We start from the raw sequence: 17,155 nt of genomic DNA on the forward strand, positions 1-17,155 counted from the left end.
GGTACCGGAGGGCAGAGCGTCGTACATCGCCGCCCACCCTTCCGGCCGGTGTCCGGTCACCGCCGGGGCACCATGGTCTTGCCACAACTCGCCTTTGTCGCAGGGACGTTGAGGCTGCGCGCGCATGAAGTCGCAAGGCGGCCGTGGACCCGGTGGGTCGAGCCCTGGCTGCTCCGGGCGGTCCGTACGCGGGTGGCCGGGCGGGGGCTGCCCGGGCCGGCGTCCGCGGTTGTTTCTCCAGGTTGCCGACGGTGGCTTCGGGCCGGAGGAAGCGGGGTCTCCCTGTGCACGCGAGTCTCACAGCGGCGGAAGACTGCGCTTCCTCCATCTCCGTCGCGGGTTGCGGCGGACTTCCACGAGCAGGAAGCCGGCGGTGGCGACCAGGACCACGCCCAGCACCAGGTGCGGCAGCCAGGACCACCATGGACCGGGATCGAGCAGGGGGGCCGCGATCCCGTTGACTCCGAGGAGGAACGACGCCGCCATGTAGGCCCACAACCACCACGGCGCGCGGCGGTCGGCCATGCTTCCCCCTTGTGCGCTGTGCCGCAGTCCGGTGTTCGTCGAAACAGCCTGCCACAAACGCGTGTTCGCCTCAGCTCCCCGGCAGGGCGCCATTGTGAAAAATATGGCGGTGCCGAGCGCAGGACACCGAAGCTGCGGTCGTCACACAAAGACGGCGCGTACGTCGCGTCCGCCGTGCCCGGGTCGTTCGAGATGCGGTGCTCGGCTGCTGCTGGATACGCTCGCTGGGTGGCCGGGTGACGATGCCCCGAGGCCATGGCGCAGCGGCCGCGCCGTCCCGCCTCCGAAAGCACGGGAGGAAGGTTGCGATGAGGTTCACCCGCACCCGCACCCACTTGCGCACCCGCACCCGCACGCGCACGCGCACGCGCATGGCAAACGCCGCTGCGGCAGCCCTGGTCGCCGTCCCGCTTGCGCTGGTGGGTACGGCGTCGCAGAGCCACGCGCAGGACGCGTCTCCCAGCCCGTCGGGCACGTTCGGTTCCGGCTGTTCGGCGCTCGCCCAGAAGGTCGGCACGGCCAAGGACAAGGTCACGGAGGCCGTGGCCGCGTATCCGCAACTCAGCCATCTGGTCGCCGCCGCGGTCAGGGCGCGTCTGAACGGCACCCTCGACGGGAAGCCCGGCATCACCGTCTTCGCCCCCGACGACGAGGCCTTCCAGGCGGCGACGGTGGCGCAGGTCGCCGCGATCCTGGCCGATCCGGGGCAGTTGAAGAAGCTGCTGACCTACCACGTCGTGGACCAGCAGATCACTCCGGACGAGCTCTCCCACGGCTCCTTCAAGACGCTGGAAGGCAGCAAGCTGACCACGTCCGGGTCGGGCACCGACTTCAAGGTCAACGGCAAGGCGAACATCGTCTGCGGCAACATCAAGGCCGCGAACGCCACCGTCTACGTCATCGACGCGGTTCTGGAGCCGCCGTCCTGACTCCGCTCCGGCCACGCTCCAACTCTGCTCCCTCGGGCCGGAGTTCAGTGGCGGAGCCGGTCGAAGCGGAAGGGGGTCAGGGCCTCGGGGCGGCGGCCGGTGAGGACGTACCGGGCGAGGTTGTGGCCGGTGACCGGGCCCAGGGTGACGCCGAGCATGCCGTGGCCGGTCGCCGCGTAGGCGTTGGCGTGGCCCGGGACGCGGTCGATGACGGGGAGGCCGTCGGGGAGGAAGGGCCGTCCGCCGACCCAGGGGTCGCGGATCAGGCCGACCAGGTCGTCGGGGTCGTCGAACCAGCGGCCCAGGTAGTGCCGGCTGGCGAGGGCGACGGCGACCACACGGCGCCAGTCGAGGCGGTTGTTGTTGCCGCTGAGCTCCATCGTGCCGGCGATGCGCGTGGTGGTGCCGATCGGTGAGGCGACGGCCCGGCGCTCACCGAAGTAGAGCGTGTGCCGGGGCGCCGGGTCCAGGTCGACCGAGAAGCTGTAGCCCTTGCCCGCCTGGAGGGGCAGCGGATGGCCGAGGCGGCTGAGAAGGGGCGAGGAGCGTATGCCGGCCGCGATGACGACGGCCGCGCAGGGGATGTCGCCCTGGGTGGTGCGCAACGCGGTGACCTCGCTCCCGCTCTCGTTCCCGTTTCCGCTCCCGGAGGTGCGGAAGCCGGTCGCCTCCGCGTTCTCGTGGAGCTTCACCCCCGACGCGGCGAGCTTCTCGCCGAGCGCGCGGGCGAACGCCTCCGGGTCGACCACGCCCTCCCCCTCCACGAGGTACGCCGCGCGCACCCCGTCCGACAGCGCCCCGTCGAGCAGCCGCGCCCCGGACCCGGTGACGACGTCGTCGGGCAGCGGGTAGCGGCCGTCGGCCATCTCCCGCTGGACGGCGAGGTGGTGGCGGGCCTCGGCCGGGGACAGGAAGGCGTGCACCATGCCGGGGCGGGTCAGGGTGGTGTCGACGCCGGCCGCGCGCAGGCCGTCGAAGAGGTCGAAGGTGTCGCGGTTCAGCTCGGCGATCGCCGCGTAGCCGCGCTGGAAGGCGGCCGGTGTGCTGCTGCGCCAGAACCGCCACAGCCATCGTACGAACGCCGGGTCGGGCAGGGGACGCAGGTAGAGGGGCGAGTCCGGGCGGCCCAGTGAGCGCAGGGCGTAACGCACGACGCCGGGGGCCGGGACCGGGGTGGAGTGGCTGAGGCAGACCCAGCCCGCGTTGCCGCGGGAGGCTCCCGAGGCCAGACCGCGGCGCTCGACGACCTCCACGGGGACGCCGGCCGCGGCCAGGTAGTAGGCGGTGCAGAGGCCCACCACGCCGCCCCCGACCACCACCACGGGGCCGTCTCCCAGCAGACCGCGGGTGGCGGTCATGACGCGGATCCGTACGCGGCGAGGAACTCCCGGGTGCGGGGCTGGGCGGGGTGGTCGAGTACGTCCCGCGGTCCGCCCTCCTCCACGATCCGGCCGCGGTCGACGAAGACGACGTGGTCGGACACCTCGCGGGCGAAGGGGAGTTCATGGGTGACCAGCAGCATCGTCATGCCGTCCGCGGCCAGTTCCCGCATCACGCCGAGCACTTCCCGGGTGGCCTCCGGGTCCAGGGAGGAGGTGGGCTCGTCGAAGAGCAGTACCTCGGGCTTGAGGGCGAGGGCCCGGGCGATGGCGACGCGCTGCTGTTCGCCGCCGGAGAGCTGCTCGGGCCGGCCGAGGGCGCGGTGGGCCACGCCGACCCGGCGCAGCAGCGTGACGGCCCGCTCCAGCGCCTCCGGCTCGGGGACGCCGGCCTTGCGCTGGGCCAGCACGACGTTCTCCACGGCGGTGAGGTGCGGGAAGAGGTTGAACTTCTGGAAGACCATGCCGACCGTGCGGCGCAGCCGGGGCAGGTCCCGGCAGACCTTCCGGCCGTCCTGGTGCACCACCTCGCCGGCCACCTCGACCGTGCCCGCGTCCGGGGATTCCAGCAGGTTGACGCAGCGCATCAGCGTCGTCTTGCCGCCGCCGCTCTGCCCGATGACGCTCACGATGCTGCCCCGGCCGACCTCCAGGTCCACGTCGTCGAGGACCGTACGGCCGTCGAAGGACTTGCGGAGCCCCCGGATGCGTACGACGGCCTCGGCGGGGGCCGGCGACTTGGTGGTGTGCGCCGTGGTGGCGTGCTCGGTCATACGACCGCCTCCTTCGGGTCGGTTGCCGTTGCCGCGCCGAGGTCAGCGGTGAGTTCGGCGGCGAGCAGGGCGCGGGCGGCACGCAGCCGGCGCCGTCGCGACGGGGACAGGGGGACGCCGGCCCGTACCTTCCGCTCCAGCAGCAGGAGCAGTTGGGAGAGCGGGTAGCACAGGACGAAGTACACGGCGGAGATGACCAGGTAGACCTCCAGCGCCCGGAAGGTCGCCGAGGTGATGAGCCGCCCCTCCGACATCAGCTCGGCGGCGGAGATGGTGACGAGCAGCGAGGTGGACTTCAGCAGGTCGACGAGCATGGTGTTGGTGCCGGCCAGGGCCAGCCGGACGGCCTGCGGCAGGACCACGTGGCCGAAGATGCCGGCCCGGCCCAGGCCCAGCGCCTCGCCCGCCTCGGTCTGTCCGGCGGGCACCCCGCTGATCGCGGAGCGGAAGATCTCGGAGAGGTAGGCGGCGTAGAAGACGACGAGGCTCAGGCAGCCGGCGGTGAACACGTCCAGCCGGATGCCGGCCGAGGCCAGGCCGAAGTAGGCGAGGAAGATGATGGCGAGGAGGGGGACGTTCTTGAACACCTCGGTGTAGACGGCGGCGAGCGCCCGTGCGGGCCACACCCGGCTCAGCCGGAGCAGCGCCACCGCCAGGCCGAGGACCACCGCGCCGGCGAAGCTGACCACGGTGTAGGACACGGTGCGGCCGAGCGCGGCGGTCAGGTCGGGGCGGTAGTCGGACCAGGGGACCTGGAAGAAGCCGGACATGTCATCCCCTCACTGGCCGACGGAAGCTGCGGAGCCGATGGTCGGCGGGGTCCAGTCGGCGGGGCGGTCGACGCCCCGGCGCGCGGCGGCCATGCCGGCCGAGGGCTTGAGGAACTGCTCGGGATCGCCGCCGTACTTCTTGATGAGCTTCGCCAACTCGCCGTTGCGGTACATCGCGTCGATCTGCGCGGAGATCGCCTTCTCCAGCTTCGGCTCCTGCTTCGGGAGGTAGAAGCCGGTCTGGTACGGCTGGAAGTAGGAGTACGCGGGCTTCGCCTTGACCTGCGCGGCGGTGGGCGGGGTGAGGTACTCGGTGCTGATCTTCAGGTCCGGGCGCTGTTTCTGGGCCGCGATGATGAGCAGCGGGTCGAGGAAGCCGACGTCGACGCGGCCCGCGCCGAGGTCGTCGAAGACTCCGTTGGCGTCCGGGTAGGCGTGCAGCTTGGCGCCGGGCACGGACTGGATGGACTTGACCCAGACGTAGCCCTCGACGGTGCCGAGGTTCAGGTTCTCCAGGTCGTCGACCGTCCTGTAGGTCTTGCCGTCGCGGACGGCCATCGCCGGGGGCGAGTAGTAGGGCGGGTCGGTGAACAGGCCCTGCTTCTGCCGGTCGGCGGACCAGGCGACCCCGCCGATGGTGATGTCGACCCGGCGGGACTGCACCCCGGCGAGCATGCCGGCGAAGTCCGTGACCTGCGGTTTGATCGTCAGGCCGAGCTTCTTGGCGGCGTAGGCGAGGATGTCGCCGTCCAGGCCCACGATCCTGCCGCCTTGCACGGTGGTGTACGGCGCGTACGGCTCGACGGCGACCTTGATGACGCCGGGGGTGAGGGTGCCGAGGGCGGCGGTCTTCGCGGAGACGTTCTTCGGGGCGTCGTCACCGCCCGAGCCGCAGGCGGCAACGGAGGAGAGCAGGAGGAAAGTTGACAAAGAGGCGGCGATGGAGCGCACACGGATCATCGGCATGGGCCTTCCGTTCCGGCTGAGGGAGCCCGCCGTTCACCGCGTTGTGCCCCCGGCGGGGAGGTGATTGGGGCCATACGCTAAGGAGCGGCCCGCCGTACGTCACCGGTCACTTCGTACACAGTTGTGGCTGGAATCGATCCCTTCCCTGTACGGTGCGTCCAAGCCAGGCCCGCCCCGCGACGGGAGGAACGCCCGTGCTGAGCCCGTCACTCGCGCAGGAGATCGCCGGGGACACCTCCGCCGTCATCGGCTTCAACGTGCTGATCACCGATGCGGAGGGCATGGTCATCGGCAGCGGCGACAGCAGCCGCGTCGGCACCTTCCACGAGGCGTCGGTGCAGGTCGTCCGCACCCAGGAGGCCGCCACCCACAACGCGTCCCAGGCGCAGCAGCTGCGCGGCGTGCGCCCCGGCATGACGCTGCCGCTGATCGCGGGCGGGCAGGCGGTGGGGACGGTCGGGATCACCGGGACGCCGGCCCAGGTCCGGCGCTTCGGGCTGCTGGTGAAGCGGCAGACGGAGATCCTGCTGCGGGAGTCCGTGATGCTGCGCTCCCGGCTGCTGGCCGAGCGCGCGGGCGAGAAGCTGCTGGCCGACATCGCCGCCTACGACCCCGAGGTCGTCGAGGGCGACTTCCTCGCCTTCCGGGCCGCCGAACTCGGCTTCGACCTGCGGCTGCGCCGGATCGCGGTGGTGTTCGAAGTGACCGCGCCCACCACGACCACCACGACCGCCGCGACCGCCGCGACCGCCCAGCGCCAGAACACGCAGCAGCAGGGCAAGCACCACCAGGCCGCCCATCGCCAGGGCGCGCACCGTCAGGCCGCCCCCGCCCTGGCCCTGGTCCGTTCCGAACTGCTCCGCACCGTCGGCGAGGTCTTCGCCGACCCCCAGGACATCATCGCCGCCACCGCCCCCGGCTGGATCGGCGTCCTGCACCGGCTGCCGGCCGGCCGCGGCACGGAGTCCCTGGCCGCCGACTGCCGCCGGGTCACCGACGTCATCGCCGCCCAGGACGGCCTGACCGCCCGTGCGGGCATCGGCGAGCCGGCCGCTTCCGTCGGCGGCCTGCACGACTCCTACCAGGACGCCTGCGAGGCGCTGCGCCTCGGCAGCCGCGTGGCGGGCGGCTCCGCCGTCCACCTCATCACCGATCTGCGGGTCCACCAGGTGCTGACCGCGGTGGGCCAGTCCGCCCGCAACCGGCTGGTCGAGCTCACCACCGCGGACCTGCGCGCCCAGCCGGACTGGCCGGCGCTCCGCGACACGATCACCGCCTGGTGCGAGCACGGGTTCAACCTCGTGAGGGCCTCCGAGGCCCTGCACGTGCACCGCAACACCGTCGTCTACCGGATGAACAAGATCGAGCAGATCACCGGCCGCCCGCTGCGCGCCCCCCGGACCGCCATGGCGCTCTACCTCGCCTGCCTGGCCGACCAGTTGGGCGGCGGCACCGACACCACCGTCCGACAGCGCCGCGGAGAGCGCTGAGCGAGACCGGCGGAGACACCCTTCTTCCCCCGAGCAAGGGGAGAGCAAAGCGATAGCAAAGGGGTGATCCGGCGCTTCATCGCGCTGATCAGCATCGAATGTGACATCGGCCAAATCCTTTGCATTTCGCTCGCGGAATGCCTAGCCTCCAAGTGTACGAAACGGTTTCGATCAGTTAGTGGGCCGCCGGCCCCGAGGCTCAGGAAAGAGGTGTCGTCGGATGGGCACTCCACAGGCAGCTGCGGAAACCGGGGCGACGCCCTTCGTCGAACCGGAGCCGAGAACGCTGCGGGAGACCGGTGAGCGGGCCGTGGCCCGCGGCGAGATCCCGCCGGGCTCCCCCGCGGCCGCCCGCCTCCCGCACCTGCCCCGCACCCGCTCCCGCACCTGTTGACCGGCGCGGCCCTCGCCCGGCCCCTCGGGGAACGCCGCGAGGCGACGCCGACCACCTCACGCACTTCCTGGACACCGTGATTCCTCCGGTGCTCACCAGCACATGATCCGCCCGCTTCCGGAGAGCCCCCTGATGTCATCCACTTCTGTCGACCTCGACCTCGACTCCGCCGGCGCGCCCGCCGGCGTCGTACCGGCCCAGTCCCCGTCCGTCCGCGGTGCCAGGCACCAGGCACCGCACCGGTGGATGGTGCTGGCCGTGATCGGCCTCGCCCAGCTGATGGTGGTGCTCGACTCGACGATCGTGAACATCGCGCTGCCGTCCGCCCAGCGCGACCTGGGCTTCTCCAACGACGGCCGGCAGTGGGTGGTCACCGCCTACTCGCTGGCGTTCGGTTCCCTGCTGCTGCTCGGCGGCCGGCTCGCGGACTTCTTCGGCCGCAAGACCACCCTGCTGATCGGCCTCATCGGGTTCGCCGGTGCCTCCGCGCTGGCCGGCGTCTCGCAGAACCTGACGATGCTGATCGTCGGCCGGGCGGTGCAGGGTGTGTTCGGCGCGCTGCTCGCGCCCGCCGCGCTGTCCCTGCTGACCACGACCTTCACCGACGCCAAGGAGCGTGCCAAGGCCTTCGGCGTCTACGGTGCGATCGCCGGCAGCGGCGGTGCGATCGGCCTGCTGCTGGGCGGCCTGCTGACCGAGCACCTGAACTGGCGGTACACCCTCTACGTCAACCTGCCGATCGCGGTCGTCGCGGTGATCGGCACGGTCGTGTTCGTCCGCCGGCCCGCGAAGGCCGAGCGCCCCCGGCTGGACACGCTGGGTACCGTCCTCGCCGCGGGCGGCATGTTCTCGGTGGTGTACGGCTTCGCCAACGCCGAGACCCACCCGTGGGGCAACTGGATGGTCTGGGCCTTCCTGGCCGCCGGCGGCGTACTGCTCGCTCTCTTCACGTTCTGGGAGACCCGGACCGACCATCCGCTGCTGCCGCTGCGGGTACTGGCCGACCGCAACCGCGCGGCCGCCTACCTCTCGGTGTTCGTCACCGGCGCGGGCATGTTCGGGATCTTCCTGTTCCTGACCTACTACCTGCAGGAGACGCTGCACTACTCGCCGGTCAAGACCGGTCTGGCCTTCCTCCCGATGATCGGGGCGCTGATGGTCTTCGCGCAGCTGGCCACCATCGTCGTGGTGCCCCGGATCGGCGCCAAGCCGATCGTCCCGGTCGGCGCGCTGCTCGCGGCCGCCGGCATGGTCTGGCTCACCCGGCTCGACCTGCACTCGGCCTACACCTCGGACGTGCTGGCACCGCTGCTGATCATGGGCGCCGGTATCGGCATGGTGATGCCGCCCGCGATGAGCCTGGCCACCCTCGGCGTCGCTCCGCAGGACCAGGGCGTCGCCTCGGCGACCACCAACACCATGCAGCAGGTCGGCGGCTCCATCGGCACCGCGCTGTTCTCCACCCTGGCGGCGACCTCGGCCTCCGACTACGTCAAGGACCACCACCCAGTGACCCCGCTGGTGAAGGCCAACGCGGCGCTGCACAGCTACGCCACCGCCTACTGGTGGGCGGCCGGCTTCTTCGTCGTGGCGGCCGTCCTCGCGGCGGTGCTCTACCGCAAGGGCAGCCCGACCGCGCAGGCGCAGGCCGTGGACAGCGCCCCCCGCGCCACCTCCGAGGAGGACGGCACGGCCGAGGCCGTGCCCCTGGTCCAGCCCCGGACCGCGACCGCCACGGGTCTGCCGGATCCGGCCGGCCTGACGGTGAGCGGCCGGGTCCTGGCGGCCGGCGGCGGGGTGCCGGCACCGGGCGCCGTGGTCACGCTGATCGACCCGACGGGGCGGCAGCTCGGCCACGCCGTCGCCGACGCCGCCGGCCACTACGCGGTGGCCGTCCCGGGCCCGGGCCCGTACGTCCTGGTCGGCTCGGCCGCCGGGCGCCAGCCGCAGGTGGCCACCCTCACGGTGGGCGGCTTCCCGGTCGAGTACAACCTGGTGCTGGCCGGCACCACCGGCATGACCGGCAACGTCCGCTCCGGCGGCCTCCCGGTGACCGGAGCCCTGGTGGTCGCGACCGACGCGTTCGGCGAGGTGGCGGACTCCACGGTCACCGACGCCGACGGCGGCTACCGTCTCGGCGAACTGGTCGCCGGGGAGTACGTCCTGACCGTGAGCGCCGAGGGCCACCGGCCCACCGCCGTCGTGGTGACCGTCGGGGAGACCGGGGCCGCCCAGGACATCCTGCTCGCTCCGGCCGCCGCGGTCCGCGGCACCGTCCGGGGCAGGAACGGCTCGCCCCTGAACGACGCCCGGGTGGCCCTGCTGGACTCCGCCGGCAACGTGGTCGCCTCCCGCACCACCGGCGAGGACGGCGAGTACGCCTTCCCCGACCTGCCCGGCACCGAGTACACGGTGGTCGCCTCCGGCTACCCGCCGGTGGCCGCCCCGGTCCGGCTGAACGGCACCGGGCAGGACGGCTTCGACCTCTACCTCGCCCACGAGGAGACCGGCCAGGAGAGCACCCGGCAGCCCGGACCGCTGGGCTGACACCCGGCCGGCGGGAAGGCGTGGCGTCTCGGAGGCCCCGGCCCGGCGTCCCGCACCGGCTGCCGACCCGGTCGACGCGGGATCAGGTCACCGCTGGGACCTGGTGACCAGGACGACGGCGGCTGCCGCGTCGGCCAGGGCGAACGTGCCGTAGAACAGCCTCATGGTGCGGGACAGGGCGACCACGCGCCAGGGAACGGACTGCGCGTAGCGTTCCACGTCCATGCTGAACAAGGGGACCTGACCGGACTCGGGCGCCAGGGAGCGGTCGTACAGGGAGCGGAACAGGCGTTCCTGTTCCAGGTAGTAGGTGTCGAGCAGCCAGAAGCCCAGGGTCGTCACCAGGGCGATCAACGCCACGGCCCATCCGGCGCCCCCCGCAGCGACGGTGACCAGACCCCCGCTGACGGCCAAGGACCAGCTCTTGACCAGGAACGAGTTCGTGCCGAAGCGGGTGATGACGGCCTGGAGCAGTTCCAGGTACTTCACCCTGGCCTCGTCGGGGACCTGCGACACGGTGCTCATTCAGCCGCCTCCGTGCCGTCGGCCGGGTCGTCGGCCGCGCCGTCGGCCGGGTCGTCGACCGTCTCGTCGGCCGCGTCGTCGGCCGGGTCGTCGGCTCCCCACTGGCGGTTGAGTTTCCCGAGGGAGTCGTCCAGGCGGCGGGAGAATTCGTCGGGGTGGTGCTTCTCGAGCACCCCCTGTGCCTCGGCGAGCAGGTCCAGCCGGATCTTCGGCCCGTCCCCGGACGGTGCCGGCATGAACACACCCCGCGGAGCGCAGCGGATCCTGGGGACCCGCTCCGGGGGCCATTCGGCCGTGCGCAGCGGGAACTCGAACGTGCCGGCCCTGCCCGTGCGCGCCCGTTCCTCCACGAGGCCGGTCGCCGCGTCCTCGACGTGCCTGCGGGCGCCGAGTTCCGCCGCGTCGAGCGAGGCCTTGAGCGCGAACCAGGCCGTGACATGGGCCACCAGCGCCTCCCGTGCCTCGTCGCCCAGCCCGTCGGCGGCCTTCATGCGCTTGCGCAGCGCCTTCTCCGCGGTCTCGGCGCGTACCCGCCGTTCCGTCACCGCGGCCCGGTCCCGCTTGCGCCTCGCCTTCTCCGCCTTCCGCGTGAGCCTGGCCTGCTCGGCGTCGGCCGCCGCCTCGGGGTCGTGCGAGAGCAGCTTCGTGGCCACGGCAGCGGCGCCGAGAAGCAGCAGGAGCACCACGACGACCGGCTGGAACAGCGCCAGATAGCTGTCGTCGGACTCCTCGGTCGCGATCAGGACCCGCACCACACCGCAGACGACGATGAGTCCGAGGAGGGCCAGGGTGAGCAGCCAGGGCACCACCAGCGGACGCCACCAGTACCGGCCGCCGCGGTCGGCCCCGGCGTCCGCGCGGGCCGCCCGTACGGAGGCCGTGCGCTCGGCGAGGAACGTTCCGGCGGCCAGCAGGCAGACCGCGATGGCCAGGCCGGGCAGGTACGCCAGCCAGTACTGCAACGAGCCCGCGCCGACGTCGAGTATCTGCTGGATCACCGAGCCCATGAAGGCGGCGTCGAAGACCGCCCCGGCACCGGTCACGGGCCAGACCAGCCGGCGCCACATCCCGGCGACCCGGGGCCGCCGGGCCGGCCCGGTCCGCACCGGCGCGTCCTCGGTACCGGCGGTCTCCGGCACCACGGCGACGGGTGCCTCCGGTACGGCCGGCAGCGCTCCCCCGATGCGCCGGAACCGGTCGACCGCCGCGATGGCGCCCTCCACCCGCTGCGCGGACCTGACGACGGCCGCGCAGGCCGCGCCGAAGCCGGCCCGGTCGTCGACGAGAAGGGCGTTGCCGGCGCTGAACGCCCCCATCAGTACGGCTCGTTCGCGGCTGTCCGTACGGTCGACCAGGCGGACGGGCGGTGCCTCCTCCGCGTCCTGCCCGCCCGGGCAGTCCTTCGCCGCGCCCAGCACCGCGCCGTTACGTGCCGCGCGGCCGTTCTCTGCGTTCATCTGTCCCCCTCACCGGACGACCACGATGTCGACCCGGCGGTCGCACTGCAGTTTCTGTTCCGTCCCGAGGTCGTCCGCCGCTCCGGGGCACCCGACGGGGACCCCCTTGCCGACGGCGGTCACCCCGCTCACCCCGAGCCGTTCGAGCTCGTTCTTCACGGCGTCCGCGCGGGCCTGCGACAGCGTCCGGTTGTTGGCCGAGCCACCGCGCGGATCGACGTAGCCGAGGACCCGGACGCGCGCCCCGTCCAGGCTCCGGACCTGGACGGCGATCCTGGCCAGCTGCGGGAGGGCGGCGGACCGCAGGACCGGGGAGTTCGGGTCGAACAGCGCCCTGGCCCCGGCCTGCTTCCAGGTGCGCTCCGGGAACTCGACGGCCGGGTCGCCGGGGCGCCGCGGGGACGTCTTCGCGCTGACCGGCCGGTCCGCCCCTGCCCGGGTCACCGCGCAGTCGTCGGGCTCGCCCGGCTTGGGATGGGCGGCCGCGCAGAGCCCCTGCCAGAGTCCGTCGAGCCAGGCCGCCTGCGCGGGCGAGGCCTGGGGCTCCGCGTTCGCCGTCTCCCCCAGCCCCACGAACACGGTTTCCACGGAGGCCAGCGTCCGGGACGTCACCTCCTTGTCGGCCGAGCAGCCCTGCACGATCGCGTCGGTCTCCAGGGTCCCCTCGAAACCGGCGTCCCGCAGATCGGCACAGCCGGTCGTGGACAGACCGTCGGTGAGGACGACCAGCCTGCGTATCCCCTTGCTGTCGGCGAGGAAGGTGCCGGCCTCCCGCAGGGCCCCGAGCACATCGCTGCCGCCGTGGACGGGCACCGTGGACTGCGCCTCGGCCACCGCGTCCGCGACACAGCCCGGTACGGACGCGGCGTGCCGCTGCCGGTTGGTCCCGTTGCCGCCGTCGGCGGGCTTGGCGGCCCAGTCCCTCGCGATCCACCGGACGTCGTGCGCGGTACCGCCGAAGGTGGCGACGGACACCGTCCCGACCCCCTCCAGCCAGTGGGGTATCCGCTGTTCGACGGCGGCCGTCTGGTCGACGCCGCCGGCCGCCGGGGTCGTACCGCGCACCGACGACGAGGCGTCGACGAGGATCACCGTGTGGCCCTGCCGACCGGGGGACGCGCCGTCCGCGGCCTTCCGCATCCAGCCGCAGGAGGCCGCCTCCCGGCCCGGGCCCGCCCCGCAGCCGGACAGCAGTCCGGCCACGACCGCCGGCAGGAGGAGTGCGGACCCGAGGGTCCTGACCGGGTGTGCTCCCCTCACGGCGTCGCCTCCGGTGGTTCCGGCGCGTCGAGGATCCAGGAGAAGGGGGTGAGTCCCATCTGCTGGCGGAAGCTGTTCGCGGCCTTGTCGTAGGCGTTGGCGAACTCGAAGAGCCCGATCTGCTCGTGGTTCTTGGTGGCCTGGTCGAGAACGTTGGCCAGGGCGACGGCACCCGTGCGGCGCACGGTCCGCAGGGCGTCGGTCGCGGCGGCGAAGTCGCCGTCGGCGAGGGCCGCGGCGAAGGGGAGCAGGAACTGGCGCTGCGCCGGGGTGAGTTCGCCCGACTTCTCCAGGGTCGCGATCACCTGGAGCCATTCGTCGGTGAGTTGCCTGGCGTGTGCCGCCTTGAGCAGTCCCAGGTCCAGGGCCTCCTTCATGGCCTGGGCCTCCAGCCGGGCGGGCCGCATGCGGTCGCGCAGGGCCGGGTCGATCCGGATCCGGACCGTGGGACGGCACTTGACGAGTCCCTCCTCGTCCTCGTAGCACCAGCCGTCGGAGAGCTCGGAGTTGATCAGCTTCTCGGCCTTGACCGGGTCGACGGGGTCGCAGGTGCGGGCCAGTGACCAGGACCTCTTGAGGAGTTCGTCGCGCGCTTCGGCCGACAGCGTGCCGGCCCGCCGGCGCAGTTGCTCGACCGGCATGTCGCGGCTGTGCCAGCGGAAGTGGGGCAGCACCTGGAACTCGAAGACGTCGCCCTCCGCCGCGAGCAGCAACGGCTCGGCCGCGGGCGCCAGTTCGGCGTAGGCCTCGGGCCGGACCGGCTCCACGGAGCCGAGTGCGGGCGATTCCCATTCGGCCACCTGCTCCGCGGCGGCGGCGGTGGTCGTGGGCGCGTCGTTCCTGCGCCGGCGGCGGTCACGCCACCAGTCACGCCACCGGGCGAACAGCCCCTTCTTGCGTGTGTTCGTCATCGAGGTATCCCTTCGTTGTCGGTCGGCGGTGGTTGATCGAAAGGCGACGGACCGGGCGGCGGCGGTCAGACGGCGGCCAGGACGCGTCGGAGTGTCGTGGAGTTCTTGTGGCGCGGCAGCCAGACCAGCTGCAGATGGAACCGGGCGCGTCCGGTCAGCGGACCGGTGAAGATCCGGGGGGCGAGGGACTCGTAGAGCGTGGCGAGGTCCTCGTTGTCCGTGCCGTCCGCGTCCGGCAGCCAGCGGGCCAGCAGGTTCCAGGCCCGGGTGGAGGTCTCCCTGGAGATCAGGGCGCGCTTCAGGAGCGTGACGAGCAGTTCGGCGTGCCTGTCGTCCGCCAGCGCGAGTTCGGCGAGGGCGGGCCGGCCCGTCCGGTCCGCGCCGACCGTGTACCGGCCCAGGGCGAGCATGGTGCGGACGGCATGCCGCGGCAGGTACTCGTCCCGCGCCGTCGCCCAGCCGTCGAGTTCGGCCATCACCTCGTCCACCCGGCCGGCCAGGAACAGCCAGGCCGTGGAGAAGGCGATCGAGCTGAAGCCGGCCTGCTCGGGCTTCCGGCCGAGCCTGCCCAGCTCGGCGAGGGTGGCCGGTACGTCGCGCAGGCCTATCGACGTCCCGTAGGCCTTGGCCGCACTGTCCTGCAAGGCCATGCCGGGGCTGCGCGCCCAGTCCTGCACCCGGGAGGCGACCCGGTCCGCCGCACCGCCCTCGGCCGCGGCCATCTCCAGCGCCAGGGCGGCGCACACCCGGCGCACACCGGAGTCCGACCTGGCCCAGGGACCGACGCACCGCTGGTAGACGAAGTCGAAGTCGTTCCCCATGAGGAGGCCGACCAGCTGGGCGACCCGGACCCGGACGCGTTCCCGGCCTGGACCGCGTCCGCCGACCAGGAGATCGAGCCAGTCCAGAAGCGGCATGCGCAGCCGGCTGTAGGCGTCCCAGGTGCTCTCCAGCATGGCGTGCAGCAGTTGGTCGTGCACCAGCAACGCCTGCCGGAAGGTGCTCCGGGCGTCGGCCGCGGCGACCTCGGAGGCCCGCATCTCCTGGGGTACGAGCCGGTTGATGTTCTGCTCGGCCATGTCGCGGACGAGGTCCTCGTCCGCGACTCCGAAGTGGGGCAGCATGATCCGGCTGAGCAGGTCGCCCGCCTCGACGACGTCGGACAGCGGGTGTCCGTTGAAGAACGCGTAGGTGATCCGGAACGCCTGGTGATGAGGGGCCGGCATCCCGGTGTCGTCCCGCCCGGCGTCCAGCCCGAGCATCTCCCTGGCGAGCAGCCGCAGCCAGTCGCGCCAGCGGCCGATGACATCCCCGAGGTCCTCGTCCGGAGCGTGGATGTTCTCCGTCAGGACCCGGGCCAGCTGGACGACTCCGGTCACCGAGCGGGCCAGCCCCACCGTGCTCTTCAGCTGTTCGTCGCCGGTCACCCGGTCGAGGAACCGTGCCACGCTGCCCGTGTCGCACCGCGGCCCGCCGTCCTCCTCGTCGCGTCGGCAGCGGAGCCGGTGGCGGGTGACCAGGGCCGTGAGATGCGCTTCGAGCACCCGCAGGGCGTCGGGCCCGTGGTGTTCGAAGACGCGGGCGTCGCCGGCCGTGCCGGGGAAGCCGGACTGCGGGCCGGTGACGACCAGGTACGCGTCCGCCTGGACCGCCAGCTGGGCCAGGCGGTCCAGCGTCTGCTTGGTGACGGGCCGGGCACCCGCCTCCACCAGGTACCCGTGCCCTTTCTCCAGCACGTCGGCCGCCTGTTCGCAGACGCCCTGGACCACGTCGGCGTCCTCGCGGTGGAGCGTGCTGACGGCGTACCGGGGCCGGCTGCACCGGGTGAGGGCGGCCGTCGCGGTGGCCCGCCGGCCGGTGCCCTCCTCGCCGTACAGCACGATCACGTGGTGCTGTTCGAGGCTGCTCTCCAGTTCGTCCTGACCGGGGACGGGGACGTAGATCGCCGTGACGACGTCCTCGGGGAAGGGGACCGCCTGGACCTTGGTCCGGTGCGGACCGCCCTCCGCGCCGTACATGCTCTCGATGTAGACGGCGTTCCCGTTCGGGCCGAGGCTGACGGGGCTGCGGTTGGACTTGATGAGGCTGTGGCGTTCCCGGACGGCGCTGGACTCCTCGAAGGAGACCGGCTGTTCGGGCGCGGGTTTGCCGTCGGCCGGGGCCTGCGGACCGTCGGCGGCGGACCGCTTCCCGCCCTGCTCGGCCTGCGGCCGTCCGGCTCCGGCCGCCGGATCGGCGGGCGGCGAGGCGTCGCCGTCGGGGGCGCGCTCCCCGTTCCCGGACGCCCCGGCCGGTCCGGCGGCGTCCGGGGCGTCCGGTACCTCCGGGGCGGGCGTGGGGGTCTCCGAGGGTTCCGGCGCCGGCTCCTCCCCTGCCTGATCGTTCACGCCGGCCGCCTTCCGTCGCCGTCCTGGGCACCGGAGGCCGCGTTCTCGTTGTAGACCGGGTTGATCCCGACCGGGCTCCGGGTGAATTGGGCGTAGGGACCCACGGTGAAGCCGGCCCCCGCGTCGCGCCTCTGCTCCGGCGCCTTCTCGGGCACGTGCCGCCGGAGTTCGCCGGTGAGGATGTCCAGGTCGTGATGGGCGTATCCCTCACGCAGGTACATGAACTGACGGTTGGTCAGTCCGACCAGGGCCGGGGGGAGTTCCTCCGCCCGGGGCAGGGCCGCGTCCAGCAGCACCGGAATGACGATCTTGTTCAGCGCGAGGGCGGTCGCGATCTCGTCGTGAACGTAGTCCTTCGGCACGTCGATCCTGCGCATGCCGGTCTTCTCGTCGCGGATGTCGAGCCAGCGCGGCCCGATCAGGCTGAGGAAAACGACGCACGACTCCAGTTCCCGGCGGAGATGGTCGGGGAAATCCGTCCCCGGACTCATCGCCCGGCGGTCCCGGAATACATTTCCCTCGCCGAAGACGTCCACGAGCCGTTCGTCCACGAGTTCAGGGGCCCGCTCCCCGTCACCCGTCCTGTAGTTGATGAAAATTTTGGCCATCGGGTGACTCCTCACTGGTGGTGCGCAGAGCGCTTTCCGACCTGTCGCCGGCAGTCCGGCGACATGCCTGTGTCTGGCGAGATTTTCAGCATGGGAAGAGTGGGTCAATGCGTTTCCCTGGCCCCATTTCCCAGGGAAACGGAACACTCGTCCGGCCCCGGAGACGAGGCAGGACGGCAGGCGGCGGCGCGTTTCCCGGTACGCCGCCGGCCGGGAACAGCAAGTCACCGTTCC

The 17,155-nt window shown here is 72.4% G+C and carries 15 protein-coding genes; 4 read left to right on the top strand and 11 right to left on the bottom strand.

Annotation, left to right across the window (positions count from 1 at the left end):
• Positions 1-297: 297 nt before the first annotated feature.
• Positions 298-525: a hypothetical protein gene (locus ACFZB3_RS17705; RefSeq protein ID WP_391376452.1), complete on the bottom strand. Its 228-nt coding sequence runs from the start codon at positions 523-525 to the stop codon at positions 298-300.
• A gap of 371 nt (positions 526-896) precedes the next feature.
• Here ACFZB3_RS17705 and ACFZB3_RS17710 point away from each other — a divergent pair, with 371 nt between their 5' ends.
• On the top strand, positions 897-1,454 hold the full coding sequence (locus tag ACFZB3_RS17710) for a fasciclin domain-containing protein (protein ID WP_391376455.1): 558 nt from the start codon (positions 897-899) through the stop codon (positions 1,452-1,454).
• A 44-nt stretch (positions 1,455-1,498) separates the two neighbouring features.
• Here ACFZB3_RS17710 and ACFZB3_RS17715 read toward each other — a convergent pair whose 3' ends face one another.
• Genes ACFZB3_RS17715 through ACFZB3_RS17730 form a run of 4 tightly spaced genes read right to left on the bottom strand, consistent with a single transcriptional unit; the run spans position 1,499 to position 5,342 of the window.
• Complete coding sequence (locus ACFZB3_RS17715) at positions 1,499-2,812, bottom strand: FAD-dependent oxidoreductase (protein WP_391376458.1); 1,314 nt, start codon at positions 2,810-2,812, stop codon at positions 1,499-1,501.
• Positions 2,809-3,606, bottom strand: a complete 798-nt coding sequence (locus ACFZB3_RS17720; RefSeq protein ID WP_391376461.1) for an ATP-binding cassette domain-containing protein — start codon at positions 3,604-3,606, stop codon at positions 2,809-2,811. Before ACFZB3_RS17720 ends, ACFZB3_RS17715 begins: the two co-directional genes overlap by 4 nt.
• Entirely contained in the window at positions 3,603-4,376 is a 774-nt protein-coding gene (locus ACFZB3_RS17725; RefSeq protein WP_391376464.1) for an ABC transporter permease subunit, read from the bottom strand. Before ACFZB3_RS17725 ends, ACFZB3_RS17720 begins: the two co-directional genes overlap by 4 nt.
• A gap of 9 nt (positions 4,377-4,385) precedes the next feature.
• Positions 4,386-5,342, bottom strand: coding sequence for a transporter substrate-binding domain-containing protein (locus tag ACFZB3_RS17730; protein ID WP_391376467.1), 957 nt, complete (start codon positions 5,340-5,342; stop codon positions 4,386-4,388).
• A 194-nt stretch (positions 5,343-5,536) separates the two neighbouring features.
• Between ACFZB3_RS17730 and ACFZB3_RS17735 the strand changes: the two genes are divergently transcribed.
• From ACFZB3_RS17735 to ACFZB3_RS17745, 3 genes are all read left to right on the top strand, one after another.
• Positions 5,537-6,832, top strand: coding sequence for a sugar diacid recognition domain-containing protein (locus ACFZB3_RS17735; protein WP_391376470.1), 1,296 nt, complete (start codon positions 5,537-5,539; stop codon positions 6,830-6,832).
• Positions 6,833-7,052: 220 nt separating this feature from the next.
• Positions 7,053-7,226, top strand: coding sequence for a hypothetical protein (locus ACFZB3_RS17740; RefSeq protein ID WP_391376473.1), 174 nt, complete (start codon positions 7,053-7,055; stop codon positions 7,224-7,226).
• Between the two features lie 132 nt (positions 7,227-7,358).
• A complete protein-coding gene (locus ACFZB3_RS17745; RefSeq protein ID WP_391376476.1) occupies positions 7,359-9,773 on the top strand; it encodes a DHA2 family efflux MFS transporter permease subunit in 2,415 nt (804 codons plus the stop codon).
• An 87-nt stretch (positions 9,774-9,860) separates the two neighbouring features.
• Here ACFZB3_RS17745 and ACFZB3_RS17750 read toward each other — a convergent pair whose 3' ends face one another.
• The 6 genes from ACFZB3_RS17750 to ACFZB3_RS17775 form a co-directional block, all read right to left on the bottom strand.
• Positions 9,861-10,298 (bottom strand): hypothetical protein, encoded by a 438-nt coding sequence (locus ACFZB3_RS17750; protein ID WP_391376479.1) that lies wholly within the window; start codon positions 10,296-10,298, stop codon positions 9,861-9,863.
• Positions 10,295-11,755, bottom strand: coding sequence for a hypothetical protein (locus ACFZB3_RS17755; RefSeq protein ID WP_391376482.1), 1,461 nt, complete (start codon positions 11,753-11,755; stop codon positions 10,295-10,297). The genes ACFZB3_RS17750 and ACFZB3_RS17755 overlap by 4 nt, the downstream gene beginning before the upstream one ends.
• Positions 11,756-11,764: 9 nt before the next feature.
• Entirely contained in the window at positions 11,765-13,015 is a 1,251-nt protein-coding gene (locus ACFZB3_RS17760) for an OmpA family protein (protein ID WP_391376485.1), read from the bottom strand.
• On the bottom strand, positions 13,012-13,926 hold the full coding sequence (locus tag ACFZB3_RS17765; protein ID WP_391376488.1) for a hypothetical protein: 915 nt from the start codon (positions 13,924-13,926) through the stop codon (positions 13,012-13,014). The genes ACFZB3_RS17760 and ACFZB3_RS17765 overlap by 4 nt, the downstream gene beginning before the upstream one ends.
• 65 nt (positions 13,927-13,991) lie before the next feature.
• A complete protein-coding gene (locus ACFZB3_RS17770) occupies positions 13,992-16,313 on the bottom strand; it encodes a hypothetical protein (protein ID WP_391376491.1) in 2,322 nt (773 codons plus the stop codon).
• Positions 16,310-16,921 (bottom strand): TIR domain-containing protein, encoded by a 612-nt coding sequence (locus tag ACFZB3_RS17775; RefSeq protein WP_391376494.1) that lies wholly within the window; start codon positions 16,919-16,921, stop codon positions 16,310-16,312. The genes ACFZB3_RS17770 and ACFZB3_RS17775 overlap by 4 nt, the downstream gene beginning before the upstream one ends.
• Positions 16,922-17,155 lie beyond the last annotated feature (234 nt).

Source organism: Streptomyces sp. NPDC008092 (assembly GCF_042957285.1).
Taxonomy (GTDB): Bacteria; Actinomycetota; Actinomycetes; order Streptomycetales; family Streptomycetaceae; genus Streptomyces.

What these genes read in the sequence shown, in the direction of transcription:
- ACFZB3_RS17705 (WP_391376452.1), bottom strand. Translation starts at nt 525, where the DNA reads ATGGCCGACCGCCGCGCGCCGTGGTGGTTGTGGGCCTACATGGCGGCG.
- ACFZB3_RS17710 (WP_391376455.1), top strand. Translation starts at nt 897, where the DNA reads ATGGCAAACGCCGCTGCGGCAGCCCTGGTCGCCGTCCCGCTTGCGCTG.
- ACFZB3_RS17715 (WP_391376458.1), bottom strand. Translation starts at nt 2,812, where the DNA reads ATGACCGCCACCCGCGGTCTGCTGGGAGACGGCCCCGTGGTGGTGGTC.
- ACFZB3_RS17720 (WP_391376461.1), bottom strand. Translation starts at nt 3,606, where the DNA reads ATGACCGAGCACGCCACCACGGCGCACACCACCAAGTCGCCGGCCCCC.
- ACFZB3_RS17725 (WP_391376464.1), bottom strand. Translation starts at nt 4,376, where the DNA reads ATGTCCGGCTTCTTCCAGGTCCCCTGGTCCGACTACCGCCCCGACCTG.
- ACFZB3_RS17730 (WP_391376467.1), bottom strand. Translation starts at nt 5,342, where the DNA reads ATGCCGATGATCCGTGTGCGCTCCATCGCCGCCTCTTTGTCAACTTTC.
- ACFZB3_RS17740 (WP_391376473.1), top strand. Translation starts at nt 7,053, where the DNA reads ATGGGCACTCCACAGGCAGCTGCGGAAACCGGGGCGACGCCCTTCGTC.
- ACFZB3_RS17745 (WP_391376476.1), top strand. Translation starts at nt 7,359, where the DNA reads ATGTCATCCACTTCTGTCGACCTCGACCTCGACTCCGCCGGCGCGCCC.
- ACFZB3_RS17750 (WP_391376479.1), bottom strand. Translation starts at nt 10,298, where the DNA reads ATGAGCACCGTGTCGCAGGTCCCCGACGAGGCCAGGGTGAAGTACCTG.
- ACFZB3_RS17755 (WP_391376482.1), bottom strand. Translation starts at nt 11,755, where the DNA reads ATGAACGCAGAGAACGGCCGCGCGGCACGTAACGGCGCGGTGCTGGGC.
- ACFZB3_RS17765 (WP_391376488.1), bottom strand. Translation starts at nt 13,926, where the DNA reads ATGACGAACACACGCAAGAAGGGGCTGTTCGCCCGGTGGCGTGACTGG.
- ACFZB3_RS17775 (WP_391376494.1), bottom strand. Translation starts at nt 16,921, where the DNA reads ATGGCCAAAATTTTCATCAACTACAGGACGGGTGACGGGGAGCGGGCC.